Source organism: Spirosoma daeguense, assembly GCF_054776875.1.
This window is the reverse complement of record NZ_BAAHBF010000009.1, coordinates 114254-136860: the sequence shown is the minus strand read 5'-3', so window position 1 is coordinate 136860 and position 22607 is coordinate 114254. Positions and strand designations below refer to the sequence as shown.

At 47.5% G+C, this 22607-nt stretch carries 14 protein-coding genes; 3 read left to right on the top strand and 11 right to left on the bottom strand.

Features of this window, described 5'->3' with window-relative positions; all coding sequences use genetic code 11:
* Positions 1–45: 45 nt before the first annotated feature.
* Entirely contained in the window at positions 46–771 is a 726-nt protein-coding gene (locus ACYVD4_RS26635; protein ID WP_460950870.1) for a 3-keto-disaccharide hydrolase, read from the bottom strand.
* Between the two features lie 135 nt (positions 772–906).
* On the opposite strand from ACYVD4_RS26635, the gene ACYVD4_RS26630 reads away from it, so the two are divergent.
* Positions 907–1770, top strand: a complete 864-nt coding sequence (locus ACYVD4_RS26630; protein WP_460950868.1) for an AraC family transcriptional regulator — start codon at positions 907–909, stop codon at positions 1768–1770.
* A gap of 112 nt (positions 1771–1882) precedes the next feature.
* On the opposite strand, the gene ACYVD4_RS26625 is transcribed toward ACYVD4_RS26630, so the two are convergent.
* The 10 genes from ACYVD4_RS26625 to ACYVD4_RS26580 all read right to left on the bottom strand — a co-directional run bounded on the left by ACYVD4_RS26625 (position 1883) and on the right by ACYVD4_RS26580 (position 20266).
* Entirely contained in the window at positions 1883–2320 is a 438-nt protein-coding gene (locus tag ACYVD4_RS26625) for a hypothetical protein (RefSeq protein ID WP_460950867.1), read from the bottom strand.
* Between the two features lie 464 nt (positions 2321–2784).
* Positions 2785–4770: a gliding motility-associated C-terminal domain-containing protein gene (locus ACYVD4_RS26620; protein WP_460950866.1), complete on the bottom strand. Its 1986-nt coding sequence runs from the start codon at positions 4768–4770 to the stop codon at positions 2785–2787.
* A gap of 357 nt (positions 4771–5127) precedes the next feature.
* On the bottom strand, positions 5128–6597 hold the full coding sequence (locus ACYVD4_RS26615) for a sulfatase family protein (protein WP_460950865.1): 1470 nt from the start codon (positions 6595–6597) through the stop codon (positions 5128–5130).
* Between the two features lie 23 nt (positions 6598–6620).
* Positions 6621–8021, bottom strand: coding sequence for a sulfatase family protein (locus ACYVD4_RS26610; RefSeq protein WP_460950864.1), 1401 nt, complete (start codon positions 8019–8021; stop codon positions 6621–6623).
* A 170-nt stretch (positions 8022–8191) separates the two neighbouring features.
* On the bottom strand, positions 8192–9670 hold the full coding sequence (locus tag ACYVD4_RS26605; protein WP_460950863.1) for a RagB/SusD family nutrient uptake outer membrane protein: 1479 nt from the start codon (positions 9668–9670) through the stop codon (positions 8192–8194).
* 110 nt (positions 9671–9780) lie between these two features.
* Positions 9781–13317 (bottom strand): SusC/RagA family TonB-linked outer membrane protein, encoded by a 3537-nt coding sequence (locus ACYVD4_RS26600; RefSeq protein WP_460950862.1) that lies wholly within the window; start codon positions 13315–13317, stop codon positions 9781–9783.
* A 22-nt stretch (positions 13318–13339) separates the two neighbouring features.
* On the bottom strand, positions 13340–14344 hold the full coding sequence (locus tag ACYVD4_RS26595) for a FecR family protein (protein ID WP_460950861.1): 1005 nt from the start codon (positions 14342–14344) through the stop codon (positions 13340–13342).
* 60 nt (positions 14345–14404) lie between these two features.
* A complete protein-coding gene (locus ACYVD4_RS26590) occupies positions 14405–15112 on the bottom strand; it encodes an RNA polymerase sigma-70 factor (protein ID WP_460950859.1) in 708 nt (235 codons plus the stop codon).
* Positions 15113–15627: 515 nt separating this feature from the next.
* Complete coding sequence (locus ACYVD4_RS26585) at positions 15628–17346, bottom strand: IPT/TIG domain-containing protein (protein WP_460950858.1); 1719 nt, start codon at positions 17344–17346, stop codon at positions 15628–15630.
* Positions 17347–17368: 22 nt separating this feature from the next.
* Complete coding sequence (locus ACYVD4_RS26580; RefSeq protein ID WP_460950857.1) at positions 17369–20266, bottom strand: TonB-dependent receptor; 2898 nt, start codon at positions 20264–20266, stop codon at positions 17369–17371.
* Between the two features lie 325 nt (positions 20267–20591).
* On the opposite strand from ACYVD4_RS26580, the gene ACYVD4_RS26575 reads away from it, so the two are divergent.
* Together ACYVD4_RS26575 and ACYVD4_RS26570 are read left to right on the top strand one after the other, a co-directional pair.
* The gene (locus tag ACYVD4_RS26575; protein WP_460950856.1) at positions 20592–21383 is read left to right on the top strand and encodes a UDP-2,3-diacylglucosamine diphosphatase; all 792 of its coding nucleotides are present in this window, start codon (positions 20592–20594) and stop codon (positions 21381–21383) included.
* 10 nt (positions 21384–21393) lie between these two features.
* Positions 21394–22536, top strand: a complete 1143-nt coding sequence (locus tag ACYVD4_RS26570) for a glycosyltransferase family protein (RefSeq protein WP_460950855.1) — start codon at positions 21394–21396, stop codon at positions 22534–22536.
* Positions 22537–22607 lie beyond the last annotated feature (71 nt).

The following is a 22607-nucleotide window of genomic DNA, read 5'->3' as shown; positions in this document are numbered from 1 at the left end:
TTAACGATTGACGGTCATTTGTCGAAGCCGCGATTCCAAGCTGGATTACTTTAACTCCCTGATTTTTATGTTCCGGAAAGCGGCCGGATGTCCGTGGTCCTGCAGAAGTATGTGACCTTCGGGGATACGCGCGTAGCCGGGGTAGTCCTTAAACTTACTCTCAATAACCCCCTGGCGAAACCGGTCGGACGTGCGATCAACATCAAGCACCTTTTTTCCGTCGAGCCAGTGCTCGATGTGGTTACGGTTCACCACAATCCGTGACTGATGCCATCGATCTACCTGAACGTCGGGTTTATCGGCCGCGATAACTTCATAAATGGAAGCCGTCTTCAGATCGGCGGGCAAATGCTTGTCGTTGTAGATGTAATTGGCATCGTCAATCAACTGGTATTCATAGGCTGGTTGCGAGCCTTTGGGTTTGGGTAGCCGCTCTTCAACAAAGTATTTCACGCCACTATTCCCGTTCTTCCCGATCTTCCAGTCAAACACCAGATCGAAGTTGTGGTATTTTTTCAGGGTCACGATGTCACCCGCGTCAGCCGATTCAGCACCATCTTTCATCTCAGCATGTAATTCACCATTGCTTACTTTCCAGCCCCGTTCGGGAAACCGATCACCATAAGCAGCCCGCCAGCCACTGGTCGTTTTACCATCAAAGAGTAATTGCCAGCCATCACGCTTTTCGGCGGCCGACAACGTATTGATTTGCGCGTTCAGGTTAATTAACGGAAATAATACAAAGAAAGATGGGATAAGACCTAGTCGCATATATTGGATTATTTCAGGCAAAACTAGAAGACAACTGATAGAACTCGCTATCAAAAAGTTTGCAAATACTTCGTATATTTTTGCACTCTTGGGTAGAACTATGCAAAAATTAGAAAAGCCCAGTTCATTAGCCGTATGAAGCCGCTCTTATTGAAAGTAACAGAAAATGCTCAATTCTCCTTTCATATCCGCCATGAACGAGCGCCGTTTTTCGATAATCCGTGGCATTATCATCCCGAAGTGGAGTTAACCTTAGTGTTGCAAAGCACAGGGCTACGCTTTGTAGGGGATAGTATTGAGCGATTTGATGCCGGAGATTTAGTCTTGCTAGGCCCCAATCTGCCCCATTACTGGCACAATGATGCTCGTTATTACAACTCCGTTTCAATGGAGTCGGCTGAAGCGATCATCTTAAGGTTCCGATCTGACCTCTGGGGACGCGACTTTTTAAAGGCTCCTGAACTGGCCGCTCTTAACAGCCTGTTCAACCAGGCTACCTTCGGTATACATTTCAGCCCAGACGTAGCGTACGAAGTTCAACGGATGTTAACAAGTTTACTGGTAGCCACTGGCCTGGAACGGATGAGCCTTTGGCTACGTATCTTTGGCCTATTGGCTAGTACGCCCAATCGTCGCAGGTTGTCTCAAAAAGCCTTTAATGGTACAAAACCAGCCGAGGACTCGGAGCGTATCAATCACGTATTAGCGTATATTCAGGAACACATGAAGCAGGATATCCGATTAGCTGATATAGCAGCTACAGCTAATATGAATCCGGCCGCATTTTGCCGTTATTTCCGGCAGCAGACAAACAAAACGTTTGTTGAGTTACTTACAGAATTACGTATTAATTACGCTTGTAGACTACTCATTGAAACGCAGCGCGACGTAGCAGAAATTTGCTTTGAGAGTGGCTTTCGAAACGTACCACACTTCAACTACCTGTTTAAAATCCACAAAGGCACATCGCCAACACTGTTTCGACAATTAAGGCATTAATTCGGAGAGATGCTTCCCGGTTTGTAGCAGACGCCGACAAAGTTATTGTTACTTGCTAAGATTCTATACTTAACCTTCTGTTGTATGTTAGGCAAGCAACCCAATAGCCCATTTACTGTAGTAACTCATTGGTGATGGTTAACGTATAATCCACTTTCTGACAACCATGGTCCGCTTCGGCCGGATTATGCTTCCGCTTGAGCCACAGCGCCGTCTGCACCGGATTCTGCCTATAGATCACGTTTCGTTGACCAGCCACCAACGTGTATAAGCCAAAGCTGGTAAACGTATCGGCTGGGTGAGGGCTAGACCCAAAACTGGCATCTTGCCCAATCAATACCCGTTGCCCACTCGCAATGACCATGGCTGAGTCTAGTTGCTGGTTGAGCACGGGCCCCACAAACGCAACCGAAAGACTCCGGCTGCTTTGATTATCCAGATAGTAAAACGTAGCTCCTACGCAGCCATCTATTTGTCGATCGACCGATTCGTTTTGGCAAGAGAGGCTAACAATCAGGAAAATAAGGAGATAAGTAAGTTGGTTGTTCATCACCTAGCAACGAGTAGTTTGATTCTACTGATTCCCTCTGGGTATATACGGTTGCAATGAGTCCATTTTGCTTACTGAACAGCAAAAATGTATAGGCTTCCATTTAATATTTTCTCAACTAAGAGGGCGTTTTTAAAACGGCAAAACAAGCAGTTTTTGAATACATCGAGGTTTGCCGGGCCGCCGGAGCAGTACAATCCGGAGGCATTCAGCGTTGGGCTATCTTTCCCCTTTCGACTAGTATAACAAGCAATATCAAAATGTTGCTTAGAGATTTGTCCAGTGTTTTGTTGCAAGTCCAATCTCAAATATCCTGACGCTTGAGATCCCTTCTCCATCGGGATGACAGAACACGATGATTTAGAAAATTCTAAACAACTTCTTTGTCAAAGATGATGGCTGAGGAATTGTACAAACTTGTTCACGGATTTATAGTAATTCGACATATCAGAGCAGAAAGGAAATTAACGTAGCAACGTAACAACACCTCGCCTTGGGATTACTACGTTTTTCTGATCGACGTATTCAAAGTAGTACATATAGGTGCCCGCATTTGCTAGTTGGCCCTGATACATGCCATCCCACCAGACATCGGAATCCTGTACCGAGAAATTTTCCTTCGCGAATATAACTTCGCCCCATCGACTATAAATCGCGAACTTTCGAATGGTGTAGTTCACTTTGTGGCCGGAAATTATCTTAAACTGATCATTTACTCCATCGCCATTGGGCGTAAAAGCATCGGGTACGTAAATGTAACAATCTCCGGAAGCGTTGATAACTGTCTCCTGCGTTGACATACAACCCGCTTCATCTCGTGCCGTAACGGTATAACTCCCCACAGCCAGCCCCTGAAACGTAGCATTCGCCTGAAACGGCTGTCCATTGATCGAAAATTGCCGGTTGCCACGTCCACCCGATGCGCTTATGGTTATGGCTCCATCGGGGTTAGCACAACTGGCTTGCGTAGCTTGTACGTTATCAATGCGGGGAGGACTTGAATTACCAACTGTTGCCGTTTGACTGCTGGTGCATCCGCCGTCTTTTACCGTAATGGTATAGGCTCCGCCAGTCAGATTCTGAAAGGTGGAATTCGCCTGAAACGGCTGATTATTGAGTGAAATTTGTCGATTCGTAGTTGCGCCTAAAACCGTTACGGCCAATGTGCCGTTGGCCTGATTACACGTAGCATCCGTTGGTCGTAAGCTAATCTGAATCACTTTTCGACCAATTGCTACGTCCTGTTTTACCAGACAAGCGCCATCTTTAACGGTAAATGTGTAGTTGCCGACGGCCAGATTGATAAATGTGGGCGTGATCTGAAAATTCTGGCCATCAATCGAAAATTGGGGAGCGCCACTCCCACCCGATACGTTCGCGATCAATGTTCCGTCGGTCTGGTCGCAACTAGCCGCCGTTACGTTTATGCCATTAATACGCGGCAGATTTTTATTGCCTACCGTTGCCGAATCACTGACAAGGCACTCGCCATCTTTTACAGTCACTTTATAGCGTCCGCCAGCCAGATTCAGGAACGTAGGTGTAATCTGAAAAGCCTGCCCGTTTATGGCATACTGCATGGCACCACTTCCGCCCGAAACACTAAGCGACAACGCACCATCGGCCCGACCGCAACTGGCATCTGTGGGTTGTATGCGGGCAATGGTAGGTGGGTTTCGGGTGCCCACGGTGGCCGTCTGACTAAGAATACAGCCCCCATCCTGCACCGTTACGTTATAATCGCCTTTGGCCAGATTCAAAAAAATAGGGCTACTCTGGGTAGGACGTCCGTCAATCTTGTATTGTTTGGCCGCTCCTCCGCCTGCTACGTTCACGGTTATTGTTCCGTCGGCACGACCACAACTGGCCCCTGATGGATTGACCGACTGTATGGTAAAGTTTTTACCCGCCGGTACCGGTGTCAACGATAACTCATCGAAGTAGCCATCGTTTGCTGTACCCGTTCGACGTTTTGCCAGCAAACGAACCTTGATTTTTCTGGCTTGCGTCGATACGATTATGTGGTGCGAAATCAACCGCCAAGTTGTGCCGTTATAAAAGCCCAAAGTTTTTGATTCAAGTACGTTATTGTTACCATCCAATATTTCAAGTATAACTGTCGACTCATCTGGTGGCGATTGCGGGTATGAACGAACATAGCCGGTAAACAGAAAACTTTGATTTCCGAGCGCAATCGCACAGGTGTAATCATCCAGCGGAATGGTCTGGGCCAACTCTGCGTCGACCAGATTACCCGCAAAGAAAAACCCTTGACCACTATAAGGCTGAGCACCCGAAACCGAATTAGTCCACTCATTACCAACAACTTCTACCCAATTCGGAATTTTACCATTAACCAACGGCAGGTCACAACCCGGATTTAGAATTAGATTCTGAGCCTGCACAAGCGTCGACAATGACATTAATAGACATAGTAGCGATGCTTTCATTACAGGCTATGGCTTACGTAAACATATCTCCACATACAATAGCTATTTAACCAATACACAATCATCTGCAAACCAGCCACTTAATTTATAGTATTTAGTTCAAATTCCATTAAAAATCACTTTTATACTATCGGCGAATCGTTCTTGTTAGTATCTGGAAGCCACGACCAATTATTTACTTATCCACAAAAACAGACAGTTATTATTTCATTTACATACAATTTATATACCAGTATTATCAAACATATAGCTGTTTATCAAACTAATAGACACCAGTTGCGGTAAAACAACAAAAAACACGCCCTATTTAGAAGCGTGTCTCTTGCTTTAATTCTCTAGTAGTAATCGTTTGGGCGGCTATTTATAATACGGGTTTCCTAATGAATCGATTCTGGCCCATGGATAATGCCACTTGTCCATATACTCGTTACCAGCCAAAAAGCTATCGTCGGCGTCTTTTAATTTCTTGTTCAGCAACGTATCTAACTGTTTCTGTATCTGCGCCATTTTGGGCTGGTTCGCTACGTTGGTTAGCTGATGCGGGTCTTGCTGGTTATCATATAAAAGCCAGGGACCTTTCAAATCTCGGACATACGTATAACGCGACGTGCGTACACCCCGATACTCACGACCTCCCCGACCATAATTCCACTGATGAAAGGGTACAATACAGGCAATCAGAGCCGCATCGTCGGGACGTGGGGCACGTGGCTGACGTATCAACGTAGCGTAATCACTTCCCTGAACACTGGCTGGAATCGATTGTCTGGTCAGCGACAAAAGGGTTGGCATTACGTCGGTAAGCGTGATAGGTACGTCGAGCGTGCCGCCTTTACGACCCAGACCAGCCGGATATTTAAGCAGAAACGGAATACGTATCGATTCATCCCAGGGCTTCTGTTTGTTCAACTCTCCCTGCGAGTACAACATATCGCCGTGATCAGACGTAAAGATGAAAATGGTATTCTCATCCAGATTAGCCCCTTTCAATGCTGCTTGCAATCGGCCAATGCAATCATCGAGCGCGTTGATATGGGCGTAATAACCACGTAGCGCGCGCCGGGCATCGGTTGTATCTTTTGTTGCTACGTTAGGCCGTAGCGCGATGGGCCGACCTGCGTATTTCTGCCGATATTCTTTAGGTGCTGTCTGATACGGATCATGTGGAGGGCCCCACGCAAGCACCATCAGAAAAGGATCGTTCCGTTTTTTGATCATGAAGGCAATGGCCGAATCCGTCTGACTAATCGCGTCATATTGTTGCCACACAAACCGCTTATTGACCTCGTTATAATACGGCGAATCGTTGTAGTTATGCGTGCATTCGAGGGCACGCCAATAGTCAAATCCTTGTCGGCGGTCGGCTGGTATGGGAGCCAGACGACCCGGTGCAAAGTCTTTTGCCATGCCCCCGTTGATGTGCCATTTTCCAATAAAACCCGTCTGGTATCCATTTTCCTTGCAGACCTCAGCCAACGTAACAGCTTCGCTACGTAGTGGGCGGTCGTTGTAAAAAACGCCGTGTTTGTGGGCGTGCTGCCCCGTGAGCATACTGGCTCGGCTCGCAGAGCAAACCGGCACCGATGCTACACAGTTTCGTGCGTTGAGCGATTCGCCGGCCAGCTTGTCAAGATTGGGCGTAATAACATCGCGATTTCCGGCATACCCAAACGCTTCGGCCCTCCACTGGTCGGCCATAACGATAACGATATTGGGTTTACGAGGCTCGGCCGGAACCGACTGAACAGGTTTATCGGTAGAAACTGACAGCAAGTACATGCAGCCAGTCAGAAGGGCGCTACCTACGCCTATGGGCAAATAATTCATATACGTAGCGTGGTTTGTCTAGATTATTGTGCAGCCGCTTTAAGTCTATCGAACGTAGGCAATAGGCTATTTTTCAATCCTTTGCCTCGGGGCAAAATGGCAAGATTGGTCAGTTCCTGTGGATCGTTATTCAGGTTGTACACTTCCTCGTATGAATCAGCAGGTTCTCGTAAATTGAAGTAATGCACGTACTTGTTGTCTTTGCTCAAAACGCCTTCCGATTGCGGAATAAATACAGTCGGCAGATTAATTAAGTGCTCGAAAAAGAACTCCGTCCGCCAGGGAGTCTTCTGATTGTCCATTAACGACGTCAGGCTACGTCCCTGCATCCGTTTCGGCACCGGAACCCCGGCGAAAGTGAGTAAGGTAGGAGCCAGATCGATGTTCAGAGTATACTGATTGGAGGTACGTCCGTGCCAGGTTGGACGACGAGGATCGTAGATAATAAGCGGCACCCGAATTGACAATTCGTGACCGTACCATTTATCAGCAAAACCGTATTCGCCCAAATAAAACCCGTTATCGCTGGTATAGACAATGATAGTATTCTCAGCCAGTCCACGCTCCTGAAGCATCCGACGCAGTTTTCCCACTACGTCATCGACGCCCGAAATGAGCCGATAGTATGACTTGGTCGTTTGCTGAAACATCGAGTCAGTAGCGTAGCGACGTTGCCAACGGACGCGGGATTCATTTTTGTCGTTATGGCGGAACCAGTCAGGAAATTGCTTATAATATTTTTCGTCGGAAGCTGCCGGGCGTTTTAGCGTCTGATTCTGATACCATTCGTCGAAACGGTCGGCATACGGAAACTCGATTTTAGCCGCGTCCTGCGCGTGGGGAGCTTTGAAACTCACCGACAGACAAAACGGCTTTCCATTCGGGTTCGCCGTCAGAAATTCGTCCATCTGCTGACCCATCAAATCCGTCAGGTGAATCGGATTTCCCTGTGCATCTTTCGCGGCATATTGCCCCTGCCCTTTGAAGCCTTTCCAGTAATCATACTGACTTTCAGGCATTTCGTCACCAACGCCATATTTACCGATAAATCCGGTTCGGTAGCCATTCTTACGTAGCAACAGCGGATACGTCTGCGCCAACGCCGAGTCTGAAAAGGTTTTCGCAAAATCGACAATTCCATGCCGACGAGCGTATTGGCCACTTAAAATACTGGCCCGACTAACGGCGCAGATGGGTGTTGTTACGTAGGAACGTTGAAAATAAAACCCATCACGCGCCAGCTTATCAATGTTGGGCGTCCGAATTGTGGAGTTACCCGCCACACCCAATGCATCCCAACGCTGGTCATCGGCAAGAAGGAAAATAATATTGGGCGGGTTTGCCGGAGCCGAAGTCTGGAGCACTGGCGGACGTAGCGCCACGGCGGCAACAACTATTAAAAGTAACGTAGCAAAGCGTATCACAAGAGAAGGGGTTGAGTAATTAAATATTGTTTATTTGAAATAAGTTTTATCAAAAGATTACCCCCCCTGACCATTGATTCAAGTTCAGAATAAGGCAATGAGTTAGTCTCGGCGTGCCCCCTCCTTGTTTTAAGGAGGGGGTTGGGGGTGGTAAATACGCTCACTCCGTCTTAATACCCCGGATTTTGCTGTAACTGATTGACAGATACTTCAATTACCGGAATCGGTGCCAGCAATTTATTCGTGTTTAATGTGTATGATTCCGGGTACAGGAATGTCTTGGCTGCTTTTTCGCGTCGGCCGTGGGCGGTCATTACCTCGATTGCCTTTCCCGTACGTTTCAGATCGTACCAGCGCTGATTTTCAAAGCAAAACTCAGTCTGACGCTCTTTGGCAATCAGCGTTTGTAAAGCCGTTTTGTCGAGCCCTGTCAATGCGTTTGTCATGCCCGCTCGTGTACGTACCTGCTGCACATACGGAATGGCTTCGGCTGAGCGGCCTAGTTCGTTCAATACTTCGGCATACATCAGCAGTACGTCGGAGTAACGTAGTACCGGCAGATTATCGCCCGAACGGTCGTCGGGGGCGCTGATTGGCGCTTTGTATTTATTGCAATACGCAATTGGCCGCACCTGCGAATCCCAGTCTGCCCCCGTCCAGAAGCCAATCGATACGTCTTTTCGCTTATCGCCGGTTTCGAATGCATTGATCAAATCCTGCGTTGGCTGATTCCAGCCCGCGCCGATGATGTTGATATTCGGACGTTTGGTAACGGCACCGGCCGATGTATGTGGCGCAAACAGGAAAATGAACCGATTGGCAAGGTCGACGCTGTTTTCGGAATATTGAATGGCAAAAATGGTTTCCTTGAAGTCTTTGCTAGCCGGATTAAAGACATCTGCATAATTGGGCAGCAGGCTATATTTTCCGGCACTAATCACCGATTTCAACACCGTTTCGGCTTCGGCATAATTAGCCCGAGTCAGATACACTTTCCCCAACAAAGCTAGTGCCGCCGTTTCGTTGGCCCGACCGTTTTCTGCTACGTCGCTGGCTTTGGCGAAGTGAGTAGCAGCCTGTTTCAGATCGGCAATAATGGCGTCGTAAACCTGCTGTTCCGTCGACCGTTTCACACCCACCGCATCCAGCGATGCAATTGGGGTCAGCACCAGTGGTACACCTCCAAACTGCCGAACAAGGTTGAAATAATATAACGCCCTTAGAAACAGCGCTTCGCCCGCACAACGGTCTTTAAACGACATTTTCGACCAGCTCACACCAGTACGGTCCAGTTCGGCCAGCAGCTTATTGCAGCGCGTAACGCCGTTGTACGACAGGTTCCAGAAGTTCGAATACGCTACGTTGTCCGATACCAGAATAAACTGGTCGATCACACCACGCGATGCTTCGCCCGTGCGGGTATTGTTCTGAAAACTGGCATTATCAGAAATTAGCTCAGCCAGTACCCAGTGAAAGTTCTTTTCGTAATCCCGCATCGGAACGTAGCAACCGTTCGCCAGCAGAATGTATTCAACTTCACTTTTGTAGAAATTCCCTTCGTTCAGTGTTGCTTTCGGATACAATTCCAGAAATTTATTGGAACAACTCGACAATACGAACAGGATAAACGTACCAATTATGTATTTCATAATGAGTGCTTTTTAAAAAATGGATAATGACCGACGTAGCAGAAAATAGTATAGCAGCTACCAGTCAATCAGCTATTCGTTTTCATTATCCATTGTATTTTTCCTATGAATTAGAATTGCAGATTAAGCCCTACGGAAGTGGTACGTGCCAGCGGATACGACGACATATCGAAACCCGGCGATAACGTATTGTTGATGTCACGCGACTGAGCTTCGGGGTTGGCACCTTCGTATTTGGTGAACATCGCCAGATTTTGAATCGTCAGGTAGAAACGTGCGCCACTGATGAAGCCTGATTTCTTGACCAGATTGTCGGGCAGCGAGTAGCCCAACGATACGTTGGCAATCCGCAGGAACGTAGCATCTTCAACCCACAACGTATTGACCCGGTGGCCCCAGCTTGGCGTCAGTTTAGGCACGCCATACAACAGACCCGTTCCCGGACTGGCCGTACTACGCCAGCGATTGACCCACTCCTGCCGCACGTTGAAAAAGCCCTGTAGGTTATCAACCGTTTGCCGTAAGCCGTTCATTACCTGACCGCCCGATTGTCCATTTATGATAATACCAAGATTGAATCGTTTGTAAGTCAGGTTATTAGTTAGACCGAAGGTGAATTTGGGGTGTGGGTTACCGATGATGGTGTAATCCAGTACGTCGTTAATTGTCCCGTCGCCGTTGACGTCTTTGTATTTCGGATTACCTGCATAAACCTGCTGCGTTTTGATCAGATTCGGATTGGCAATGTCTGCATCGGAATAAATTCCTTCAAGCACAAACCCGTAAAACTGACCAATGGGCAAACCAACCACCGTTACGTGCGTTGGGTTATTGTCGTTATTTCCCGACAGAATACGGTCGCCGTTGTCGTTCAGGGCCAGCACTTTGTTCCGGTTGATGGCGATATTGGCGTTTACGTCCCAATTCAATGCACCCGTTATTGGCCGACCTCCCAACGAAATTTCGACACCCCGGTTACGCACATTTCCTTTGTTGACCACCTGCGTATTGAAACCCGTAATGGCTGGAATCACATCGTTCAACAGCATATTCCGGCTGATTTTGTTATAGTAATCGAGCGTGAACGATACGCGACCGTTGAGCAACTCCAGATCCAGACCGCCGTCTACCTGCTCCGATTCTTCCCAAGTCAGGTATGGATTCGACAAACCAACATAAGACGCTGTAACCTGCGTATTACCAAACACATACGAACCGGGGGTTATAGACGCCAGATGCGAATAATCGCCAATATTATTGTTGCCGCTACGTCCATAACTCACTCGCAGTTTGAGGCTGTTGATGATCGGATTATTCCGCAAAAACTCTTCTTCTGAAATACGCCACGCACCGGCTATCGACGGGAACGTAGCGTAACGACTCTGCAAACCAAACCGCGACGAGCCGTCGGAACGTACCGTTGCCGTTAGCAGGTATTTGTCTTTGAATCCGTAATTGATACGTGCCAGATACGAAATAATACTCCATTCATTCACCGTTTGATTCCACGTATTGATGGCCGGAGCGGCATTGATGGTCTGTACCAGATCGTTGGGGTATGGCCCAGCGTTAATCGACATATTATTGGTCGTACTTTTCTGCGTCGTATAACCGGCCAAAGCTTCAATGCGGTGAGTATTCTGGAAGACTTTTTTGTAGGTCAACGTATTTTCGATGAGCCAGTTAAAATTGTCGCTGTTCTGATTGGCCGAACTTCCCGTTCCGGCAACTGGCGCGCGGTTAGAACCACCTACCGTGCTAGGTACGTACTGCGTAAATTTAGACGTCGACCAGATCGTGTTGAGCGATGTTTTAGCCGTCAGTTCCGGCGTAATATTCCATTCAACAAAGGCCAATCCCAGATTCTGGAATTGCTTTTGAGCCTGCGAGGTTTCGCGCAACACAAACAACGGATTGGCAAAACTCCAGGCCGAATGATACTTGCTCTGTGGCGACGTCAGGTACGGAATCAGATTACCGTTGGCATCATACGGCGACAAAACCGGGTTGGCCCACGTAGCAACACCAATCACGTCTTCGCGACTGGTATTGGTATTCGTACGATTCTGAATGATGAATGATGGTTGAAGCGAAGCCCCGATTTTAATGGTTTTCCCAAGATTCGATTCCAGCCCTAAACGGGCGCTGTACCGCTCGATGCCTGTATAACGTAGCACACCGTCCTGCTTAAAATAGCCGAGTCCTACGCTTAGCCGCGAATCTTCCGAACCTTTGTTGATATTTATGTTATAATCCTGAATAGGGGCCGCTTGAAGTAACAAATCATACCAATCGGTGCCTTTCCCAACCAGTTGACTCGGATTCCGATATTCGACCGGATAATCGTCGAGGGTTGGTTCGCGGTTTTCGGCGCGTCGAACAGCGATGTCAATTTTATTCCGTTGTAAATCAACAAATTCCTGCTGATTCATCATGTTAGGCCGACCTTTCATTGGCACCTGCTGCACACCACGCATTACACTGGCGGTTACCTGTGTTCGGTTATATTGGCCTTGTTTGGTCGTAATCATCACGACCCCATTCGAGCCACGCGAGCCGTAAATGGCTGTCGATGAGGCATCTTTCAGAATGGTAATCGACTCAATATCATTGGGGTTGATGAGCAGCAATGGGTTCAGGTTCTGATTTAGACCCGACGAATATGGCATTCCATCCACTACGTAGAGCGGCTCATTGCCAGCCCCAAGCGAACCACTTCCCCGAATCCGCACCGACGTACCGGCACCGGGCGCACCCGACAACTGCTGAATTTGCACACCGGCCACCTGACCAATCATTTTCTGGTCGAGCGTCGAAACTGGTAAATCTTTAATCGCCGTTTGGTTAATAGCGGCTACCGAACCTGTTACGTCGCGGGCGCGTTGGGTTCCGTACCCAACCACGACAACTTCTTTAAGCGCTTTCGTATCGGTTGCGAGAATGACCGACAACGTAGTACGATTGCCGACAACCTCTTCCTTCGACAGATAGCCTACGAATGAGAAAACCAACGTAGTGGCTTTGTCAGGAACAGAAATTTTAAATGCGCCCGACGCATCGGTTGTGGTTCCCTGCGTGGTTCCCTTAACCAGTACGTTAACCCCCGGAAGACCTTCGCCCCGCTCGTCGGACACCTTACCCGTAATTACCTCAACCGCCAACGTAGCAGTTGAGGTGGACGTGTTTATCGTACTGGCAGAAGCAATTTGGGCAGTCAATACGTTACTAGCATTTGCCACTAGAGCCTTATCGCCCACTGGCTCTGGGTTATGGGCAGACAGTTCTTTTTTACGCTCTTTTTTATCAGTCAGAATCAGGTAAAATCCTTCTTTCACCTTTCGGTAGCGAAGCCGATTTGGTATCAGCACCTTATCAAGATTATACTCAACTTTCCGATGATAATCCAGATCGGCAGTCGACACGGTGATGTTATCAATCAGGCCACCTTCAAACAAAATATCAACTTTATAATGCGTTTTGATGGCCTGAAGCACGTCGCGAAGCTGGCGATTGTCGGCCGTAATTCGGGCTGTTTTCACCGATAACGGCTGTTGCCACGCTACTAGCTGCGACCAAGCATTAACTCTATAGAAAAACAAGGGAATTAGTAACAGCCCTGTTCGAAGAAGAAATAGATTTTTTTTCATTGACTGTAAAAGGAAGTATTAATTAGTCTCGATCTTTCAGGATTACCTTATCGGCCTGCTGAATGACGGTAAGGTCGAACAGCTCCGATACGGTTTGCAGTAATTCATTGGCACTAGCGGCCTGCAATGAGCCAACCAGCGTTCGGCGAGCCAGTGAATCGCTGGCTATTTCTACGCGTACGCCATACGTATCGGCTACTAACTGACCAAATTCCGACAGCGGCATGTTATCAAAAATAATCCGATGTTCTTTCCAGGCCAGATGCGGTTGTGTCCAAACCTGATGATGCAACTGCGGACGATTTTGCCGATTCATCGTTACCAGATCGCCGGGTTTTAGCATGAGTTGTTTGCGTGTGTTCCCAACTAGATAGTCCATCTGAATACGGCCCTTGTGCAGAACAACTTTAGCCCGATTTATTCGGGCCGATACGTTAAATTCGGTACCATGCACCACTACGTTAAACCCGCTGGCTGTCTGAACGACAAACTTCTGTGCATCGGCCCGGTGCTGAACCGCAAAAAAAGCTTCACCCGCTAAATTCACTTCGCGCGACCGTACGCCAAATCCAAATCGGGGCACACGTAACGTTGAGTGTGCGTTGAGTGTTACTACGCTTCCGTCTGTCAGGCGAATCGTTTTCGTTTCGCCATAGGCTGTCTGATATATTCTGTACATCAGCCAGTTACGACTCATCCAACCGCCAATTGTTAACACCAGAAATACAGCGGCTGCCATCATCCACCAATAGGGCCGTGTAACACGTCTGGTAGACATTTCGGTTGGTTGTACTGTATGAAACTCATTCGCCGTATTCGCATTCATGTATGCTTCGAAACGCGCAAGGGGTTTCTCCACCTCAGGTTCGTAAATGGGCAACTGCTTTTCCCATTCTACCAGCCAGATATAATATCGATCCTGATTCGCTTCATCTTTCAGCCATTCGTCAATCATCCGACGTTGTAAGGGCGTCGTTTTATTGTCGAAGTGAGCAAAAAGCAATGATTTATAATCAGAAGAAGTCATAACGGTGCTGTGGTCTTCAGAATACAGACAAATTTTACCAGAAAACTACGTAGTGAGTACTTAAAAAAAATCGCTTAACAGTTGGGACGACCACGACATAAACAGCATCAGCAGCCACTGATTCTTTAGCCCGTCGCGGATTGTAGCCAGTGCTTTGGCTATGTGAACTTCAACCGTACGTACCGATACGTCCATTTGCGTAGCAATTTCCTTTGTACGTTTACCCTCGAATCGATGTAGAATAAATGCGTTTCGGCATTGAGGAGGCAGGGATGCAACCAGTTCATCGATACGGCCATATAGTTCGTTATAGCGCATAATCGATTCAGGGCCATCGGCGGCAGAAACAGCGTGTTGGTCAGCCGATTCTAAAGCTGTCGACTTCTTAAACTCACTGGACAGATAATTATAGGCGCTATTCCGCACGGCCCGAAACAGGTACGCCCTAAACGAGCGATTGACCGATGTAAAAGCCTTGGTATTCCAGAAGGTGTAAAAAACATCCGAAACCAGATCTTCCGCTATTTCTTTCGAGTACACGAACCGCACGGCATGTGTGCACATGGGCTTGTAGTACAACTGAAACAGGAGTTTACACCCCTCCTGCGGATTTTCGGCAAAGGCACCTCGGATAAATAATTCCGTATCAGGCAAATTTTCATCTTGCTGATACGTAGCACCCAATGACAATTCTTGCTCGCCCTGAGGGCTCAGTGATGGGGACGTAGTGGGCCCATCGGGCGTATGAACGGTAAAAGCAGCTTGCATAGATTACGGCAATTGCCACCTTGGGTTACGGGTTTATAGAGATAGACAAACTCGACTCAAAAACTACGTAGTCAATACTGCGTTTTTTTGAGAAAAAATTAGACAAATCTTTTTTAACAACAAAACTAAATATCCCATAGATTTAGTAGGTTTAAATAAACGAATCAGGTCGATTCGGCGCAAAAGTAGTGAATCATCAATGATTCACTTTCTATCGATCAGAATATTATTCTTTTTGTGTCATTCCGACGACAGGAGGAATCTCAAGTTCTCATAGTAGGAAAGTTGAGATTCCTCCTGTCGTCGGAATGGCAAAGACTATACTACAAAAACCTTAAAATCAACCTATTAAACCAAAATCACAGGCAACTAAAATTCATCAGATTAACTACCATAAAAAAAGCCAGAGCAAAGCTCTGGCCCTTTCTTGCGACACCAATATTGAGATTACGTATTGCCATGATAGGGCCAACTCCTGACTACACAGCCACCCTACCTGACAATGTTAGACCGATTTATTTATCGTAGTCAGTATTTTGCGGATCGAAGTTTGTCCAGCCTTCGAGCCAGTTGTCTGTACCATTAAAAGCACCCCGGTAAGGAGCAGCCGTGAAGAACGAATCAGCTATTTTGCCACCTGTGATTGCATTACCAGCTACCAGTAAAGAAGATGCAGCTTGTGGACGCAGGTTTGGCGCAGTTAGGTTAAACGTAGCTGAGTTAAGCAGTAACGAAGCCAGATCGCTCGAAGCAATAATTGTGTTTTTACGAGCAGCTGCGTTGAAATAAGCCGTAGCTTGATCGTTGGTGATGGCACCAGCACCACGAACAGCCGTCAGTGAGTTAGCAATCGTAACACCCGCAACTTCAAGGCTACCATTGGTTGCATTTACATACGTACCAGTAGCTGTTCCGTCTAAACGAAGACCTTCTGGCCAGCCAACAAATACCGAGTTGATGATGCTGATAGCGGTGTTACGACGGAGGTGCATAGCCGACTGATACGGGCCGCTGCCGCCTGTGCTAGCTGTAGATGCATTGCTAGGCGTACCGTCTGTCAGGAAAGCACTTACGTTGGCAAACGTTGGTTGCGTAAGGGGCAAGCCATTGTTAGCTGTCAAAGGTACACCAGCCGCGTTCTCGCCTGAGTTAAAGTTATCTGATTCAAAAACGTTCGAAGCCGATTGGTCAGCTACACGTGGATCACGTAGTGCCAAAGCAAATTGTACTTTACCTGTGAAGCCCCAGTCTGTATCGAAATCATCGTCAAAACCACGGTATGCAACCAGATATTTCGCATTTACGGTACCACCGAACCATTCGAACGAATCATCACCGCTATACGAAACCTGTACGTGGTCGATCGTTGTACCGTTACCAACACCGTAAAGTGTCAGACCATTGATTTCGCTGTTTGCTTCGCTGGTCAGTGAAATACCAGCAAATTCGATACGAACGTATTTAAGTGTACCTGAGTTGTCAGCGGCTTCGGTGAAAGCACCTAACTGACCACCAATACCACCTTCTGGAGCCTGACTGGCCGGGCGGTTGTGTGGTGCTCTACCGATAAGAACTACACCACCCCAGTCGCCATATTTACGCTGACCAGCGGCTTTGCTCGATGTGAAAACGATAGGCTGTTGCGCTGTTCCAGCGGCTTGCAGCTTACCACCCTGCTCTACGATTAACGTACCGCCACGCTTGGTTCCTTCTGGATCATCATCAACCGTACCTCCTTTGATAACCGTACCAGGGTTGATTGTCAACGTAACACCAGTTCTGACGCGAACAAAACCTTTAACCACATAAACATTCGTGTTTGTCCAGGTTGTATTCGCTGTAATCGAGCCAGTAATCGAAACAACTGGCTTTGCACTGGTTGTGAAAGCAGGGCCTTGAGCCGTAGCACCGTTAGCGGCTACTGATACAGGGCTTCCGGCGTTGGCAGGTACGGTTACAGTTAATTGCGTTGAGCTGGCGGTAAGAACCGGAGCAACTACGTTTCCGAACGTAACGGTGTTGCTGGTCGGCGTTGCATTGAAATTCGTACCCGTAATTACTACCGTTGCGCCAACAGGTGCCGATGTTGGGCTGATGCTGGTTACGCTCAGAATCGGCGCAGGTGTTTCTTCGTTCTTACAGGCAGCTATGAATCCAACAAATCCGATTCCTAAAACGAGTATCAGGGCCCATCGTTTCATCTGATCCATAGACGACATTATTCTGGTTAGCATAAGATAATTGATTAGTAAAATTTTAAGGAAGTATCGTCCGGCGACCGAAGGTGTAAATACCACTCAGTGTTACGTACTGACCACGACGGAAGCTCCGGAAAACCTGATCGGCGCCAACCGTTTGCGAGGTTAAGTCGCTGCCGATTTTGCCATCTCCGTTGAAGTCCTGTGCGTACCGAACAGCCTGGTTCAGCAGATCCTGAATACCCAGACGTACTTCTATTTTTTTGTTGAATGTTTTGCTGATGTTGAGGTCAATAGCGTGCCGGGGCATTTCATAAATCGTCGGGTTGTTACGTGTACCGACGGCGAAAATCCGGGGGCCATATACATTATACAGTACGTTGAACTGCATACCACTTTTCGGTGCTTCGTAATACAGACCGCCGTTGATCAAGTAAGGCGACTGGTTAGCCAGCGGACGTTCTTTATCGGCCAGATTAGTCAGGACTACGTCCTGAATATTCGACGTAGCATCTGGGGCTTTCACTGTTTCACCTAACGTAACACGGCTGTTGATGAACGAAGCATTGGCAACTACCTGTAAGTTTTGCAGGAACTTGTTGGCCGACTCCTGAAAACCTTTCCGGATTTCTACTTCTACACCGTAGTTGCGGGCCGATGGTGCGTTGATGAACGTGTAGTTAAAGCCATTACCCGTAGGCAACAGGAAGGTTTCGATTGGGTTCGTAAACTGCTTGTAGAAACCAGTCACCGAAATCAGTTCGTTCTGGGTTGGGTAAAATTCCCATTTCGCATCAATATTCTGGATATTAGCCGTTGTCAGCGACGTATTACCGATTACTACAGCCAGCAGGTTGAAATCGAAGTACTGGAATGGAGCCAGCTCGCGAAGTTCAGGGCGGTTAACCGTTGCTGAATAAGCCAGCCGCAGGTTGTGGCGATCATTCAGTTTATGTGTTACGTTAACCGATGGCAGTGGACTGAAAATCTGACGATTTACCAGTTGCACATCTACCCCCCGACGTTGAGTACGTAGCCCCTGTACGTTATATTCTCCCCGGAAACCTACTGTTACGTTTGTTTTTGCACCTAGGTTAATATCACCGCTTACATAAGCGGCACCGTAGGTATTTTCACCCCGATACGAGTCAAGATCAGACGTACCGTCGAGTAACGAGAACCCACCGGGCTGACCGTTTACATTCTGAGCAGAGAATATGCTGTTGATTGATTGTTGTGTAGCCGGATTCGTTACGTCGCCGGTGCTGGCAATGCTTTGATAACCATAAAAACGAGCTGCGTAATCCCGGTTACGGCGTTCGCCATAGATACCAGCACGAACACGGTTTGGCTCACGGTCAGTTGGGTTACCAAACGTGTGTTCGTAATTACCAACCAGCGAAACGGTATGCTCATTTAGCTTTGAATAGAAACGGCCTAAGTCAATTGGGTTTGGCGTCAACGGCGTCACCAGCGTATATACTCCCGACGAACCACTATTTAGCGGAGCCTGATAGCGTGCGCGTTTCCAATCGGGCTCCCAACGACCCGAGTAGCCATAACTTGCCACCCAGTTCACTTTGGTCAGATCGCTTAGTTTGTGATCGCCAGCCAGTTGGGTTGTACCGATGCTCCGGTTTTCGAACCGTTGCGAGTAACTCCGAATATCGGCATTTGAGTCAAAGTTTTGTCCCTGACGTAGTACAGTTTCCTGATTGCCAAGCTGGTTGAACAACGTTTTCCACTCAAGCGTGAAATTCGGCGAGAAACGTAGCGACCAGTTGTGTAGAATACCTAAACGCGACTGACGAGCGTAGTTTGCATCCTTATAATTCTGTGCATATACGTTGGCTGTAGCACCGTTGTCGTATACACTAAAGTCGATGTCAGAAAACTGGTTCGTCAGACTATAGTTGACGCTGGTCAGGTTGCTCACCTGAATCGCGCCAATATCGAACCGGCGGCCTGTGTTTAAGGCAAACCGAATATCGGGAGCTACCGTAGTTGGTACTAATCCCCACGAATTCGGCAGCAGCCGGGCATAAGCCGCCCGTTGTGGTGCACCTAGTGCGTTAAAATCACCTGAATTTTGCGGAAAGCTGGTTGGAATTGTTTGATTAGCAGACCATAGACCCAATGGGCTTAGGCCACCGCGTTCGTGGGTTTGAACCTGCCGACCTGTTGTTCCAGGACGGTAGCCGAGGGTAAAACCAACATCTATAAAGTTACGGTCGGGGCGACGTTTCGTAAAGATTTTTACTACGCCACCGGCAAAATCGCCCGGCATATCGGCGGAGCCTGATTTATAAACAATCATCCGATCCAGAATATTACTTGGGATCAGATCAAAAGAGAATGAGCGCGTTTCTACTTCGGTAGAAGGGGCGATTACATCGTTGATTAATACTGAGTTATAGCGCGAGCCTAAGCCACGAACCAGTACAAAGCGGTTATCCAGAATACTAACACCTGGCACCCGACGAATGGCAGCAGCCGCGTCGCGGTCTTGTGATTTTACAATCTGTTGCGCCGAAATACCAACCGCGATGGGCTTTAATTGCTTAATTTCGGTGATAACGGCGATTTCGGTGTTTGTTGATTTGTTTGCCCGAACAACAACTTCCTGAAGCGATTTTCCTTCTGTTTCGAGTTCGGTGTCGATCACCGTTGCATTTCCTGATTCAACCCGAACACCTGAAATTTCTTTCGTCTTATATGATACGTAGGAGATAACAACTTTATGAGAACCTACGGGAACATTCTGAAGAGTAAAGTTGCCGTCGATATCGGTGGTAACACCTAGCTGTGTTCCGTCAATACGCACTGTACAGCCAATAAGTGCTTCTTTAGTTTTTTCGTCGCGAATGGTCCCTCGGACAATACCTGTTGCGTTATCCCTGGCCTGAACGAATGTACAGAAAAGGGTAAAAATGAGGAGTAATAATTTCTGATTCATGTGTATGTTTTGGTATCGCTTTTTTAGCGTCGCAAAAATACCCTCCCAATATTACCTCAAGATTACGTGAAGGTTATGTTTACGTTAGGCATCACCTACCTGCCACTACATACAACTTGTTGTTACCGAATAATATAATTAAGCAATTTCATTCTTTGTCCGACTATATAATACGTAGCAAAAATGGTGACACGCTTGTGACTAATTCATGCGCTTCTAAAAATTTCAGAACGTATTAATTCATTGTCACTGAGCCGTATTCAGATATAGCAATACGTTAATGTTCCCATAATTAACAGGTAATAGGTACTATATAGATTTGCTTATGCAAGTCAGACCTAATTTCCGAACCATCGTTCTGTCCGACATTCACCTGGGTACAACAGGGTCGAAAGCCAAAGAAGCTGTCGATTTCCTGAAATCATATTCCTGCCAGAAGCTGATTCTAAACGGCGACATCATCGATGGCTGGCAATTGAAGCAATACGGCACCTGGAAAAAGAAACACACCGCGTTTTTTAAAACCGTACTGAAGCAGATTATTCATTACGACACCAAAGTCATTTATCTACGCGGTAATCACGATGATTTTCTGGATCAGGTAATGCCGCTACGTGTTGGCAAAAACTTCTCGATACGTAAAGACTACGTATTGAAATGTGGCGAAAAGCAATTTTACGTCACGCACGGCGATGTGTTCGACTCCGTTACGTCGCAGATGAAGTGGCTAGCCTACATGGGCGATATTGGTTATACATTCCTGCTCTGGCTCAATAAACTCTACAACCAATACCGGGTCTGGCGCGGATTGCCGTATTACTCGCTCTCGCAGCAGATCAAACACCGTATCAAACTGGCGGTCAATTACGTATCTGACTTCGAAGCCAAACTTACGGAACTGGCCCGCGCCCGCAACTGCGACGGTATCATCTGTGGGCACATTCACCAACCCGCCATCCGCCAATTTGACGGTATTACCTATATGAACTCCGGCGACTGGGTTGAATCGCTCAGCGCGCTTGTTGAAGATCACGACGGCAACTGGAGCTTATTGTACTACACAACTGATATGGCCACAGTACCAGCAGAGGCTATGCAGACAACAGCTATTTCTTAACCAACTGATTATGCGTGTATTATTCATTGTTCAGGGAGAAGGACGGGGACATTTAACACAGGCAATTTCGCTGGCACAAATTCTGCAAACAGCCGGTCATGAAGTGATTGGAGCCTGGGTAAGCATTGCAGATGGGCGACCAGTTGCACCGTTTTTCGTTGAACAGTTTACGGCACCCATCACACCCGTAGAAGGACCTGGATTAGTCTATTGCAAGAAAACAAACGCGCTTGATGCGGTAAAAACCTGCCAACGCGCGTTGAAAAATATACGCCACTACCGTCGGAGCTTACGCTTGCTCCGCGACACCATTGAGGAACAACAGCCTGATTTGGTCGTAAATTTCTTTGAATTGCTTGGCGGTTTGACTTACGCACTTCACCGTCCATCAGTCCCGATGGTTTGTATTGCGCATCAGTGTTTAGGATTGCACCCTGACTTTCCGTTCCCAAAAGGCAAATGGTTCGAACGGTTCACCTTTAAGTGGCTGGTAAAAATGAACGCCTGGGGAGCGCAGGAATTGCTGGGGCTCTCGTTCGATAAACAAACTGACGTACCAGAGCAACGATTACGGGTTGTGCCACCGCTGCTACGTCAGGAAGTTACTACGTTGAAACCGACTACCGAACCCTATATTCTGGCTTATACCACTCAACCGGGTTTACAGACAGAAGTTGTAAAAGCCCATCAGGAGCGCCCTGACATAGCGCTACGTTATTTCCATTCGGGTGTCAACGTAGCAGAACAGCCTGTTGATGATACGTTAACGTATTATCGAATTGACGGCAAACGCTATCTAGATTCTATGCAGCACTGTCGGGCCGTGGTTACTACGGCAGGTTTCGAGTCGGTTTGTGAAGCGTTATACCTTGGAAAACCCGTGCTTATGATTCCTCAGCCCAACCATTATGAGCAAATGGGTAATGCGTTAGACGGCCAACGGGCCGGTGTTGGGGTTGCTTCGGATTCATTCAATTTGAATCAATTGCTCGATTACCTACCAACACATAATACACAGGTCAGCGAACAGTTTCGGCAATGGTATAATCAAGGTCATTTCTTGTTCCTGTCGGCCTTAAATAGGGCTGCCAATTCAAACAAAACAGCTACTACAACTGGCCAATTCGGAACAGGTGCCATGAAGCCGGCCTAAACATAACGCGGACGGACTGGTGCACCAGCATGCTTTTACCACCCCCAACCCCCTGTTTTAGGAGGGGGTTG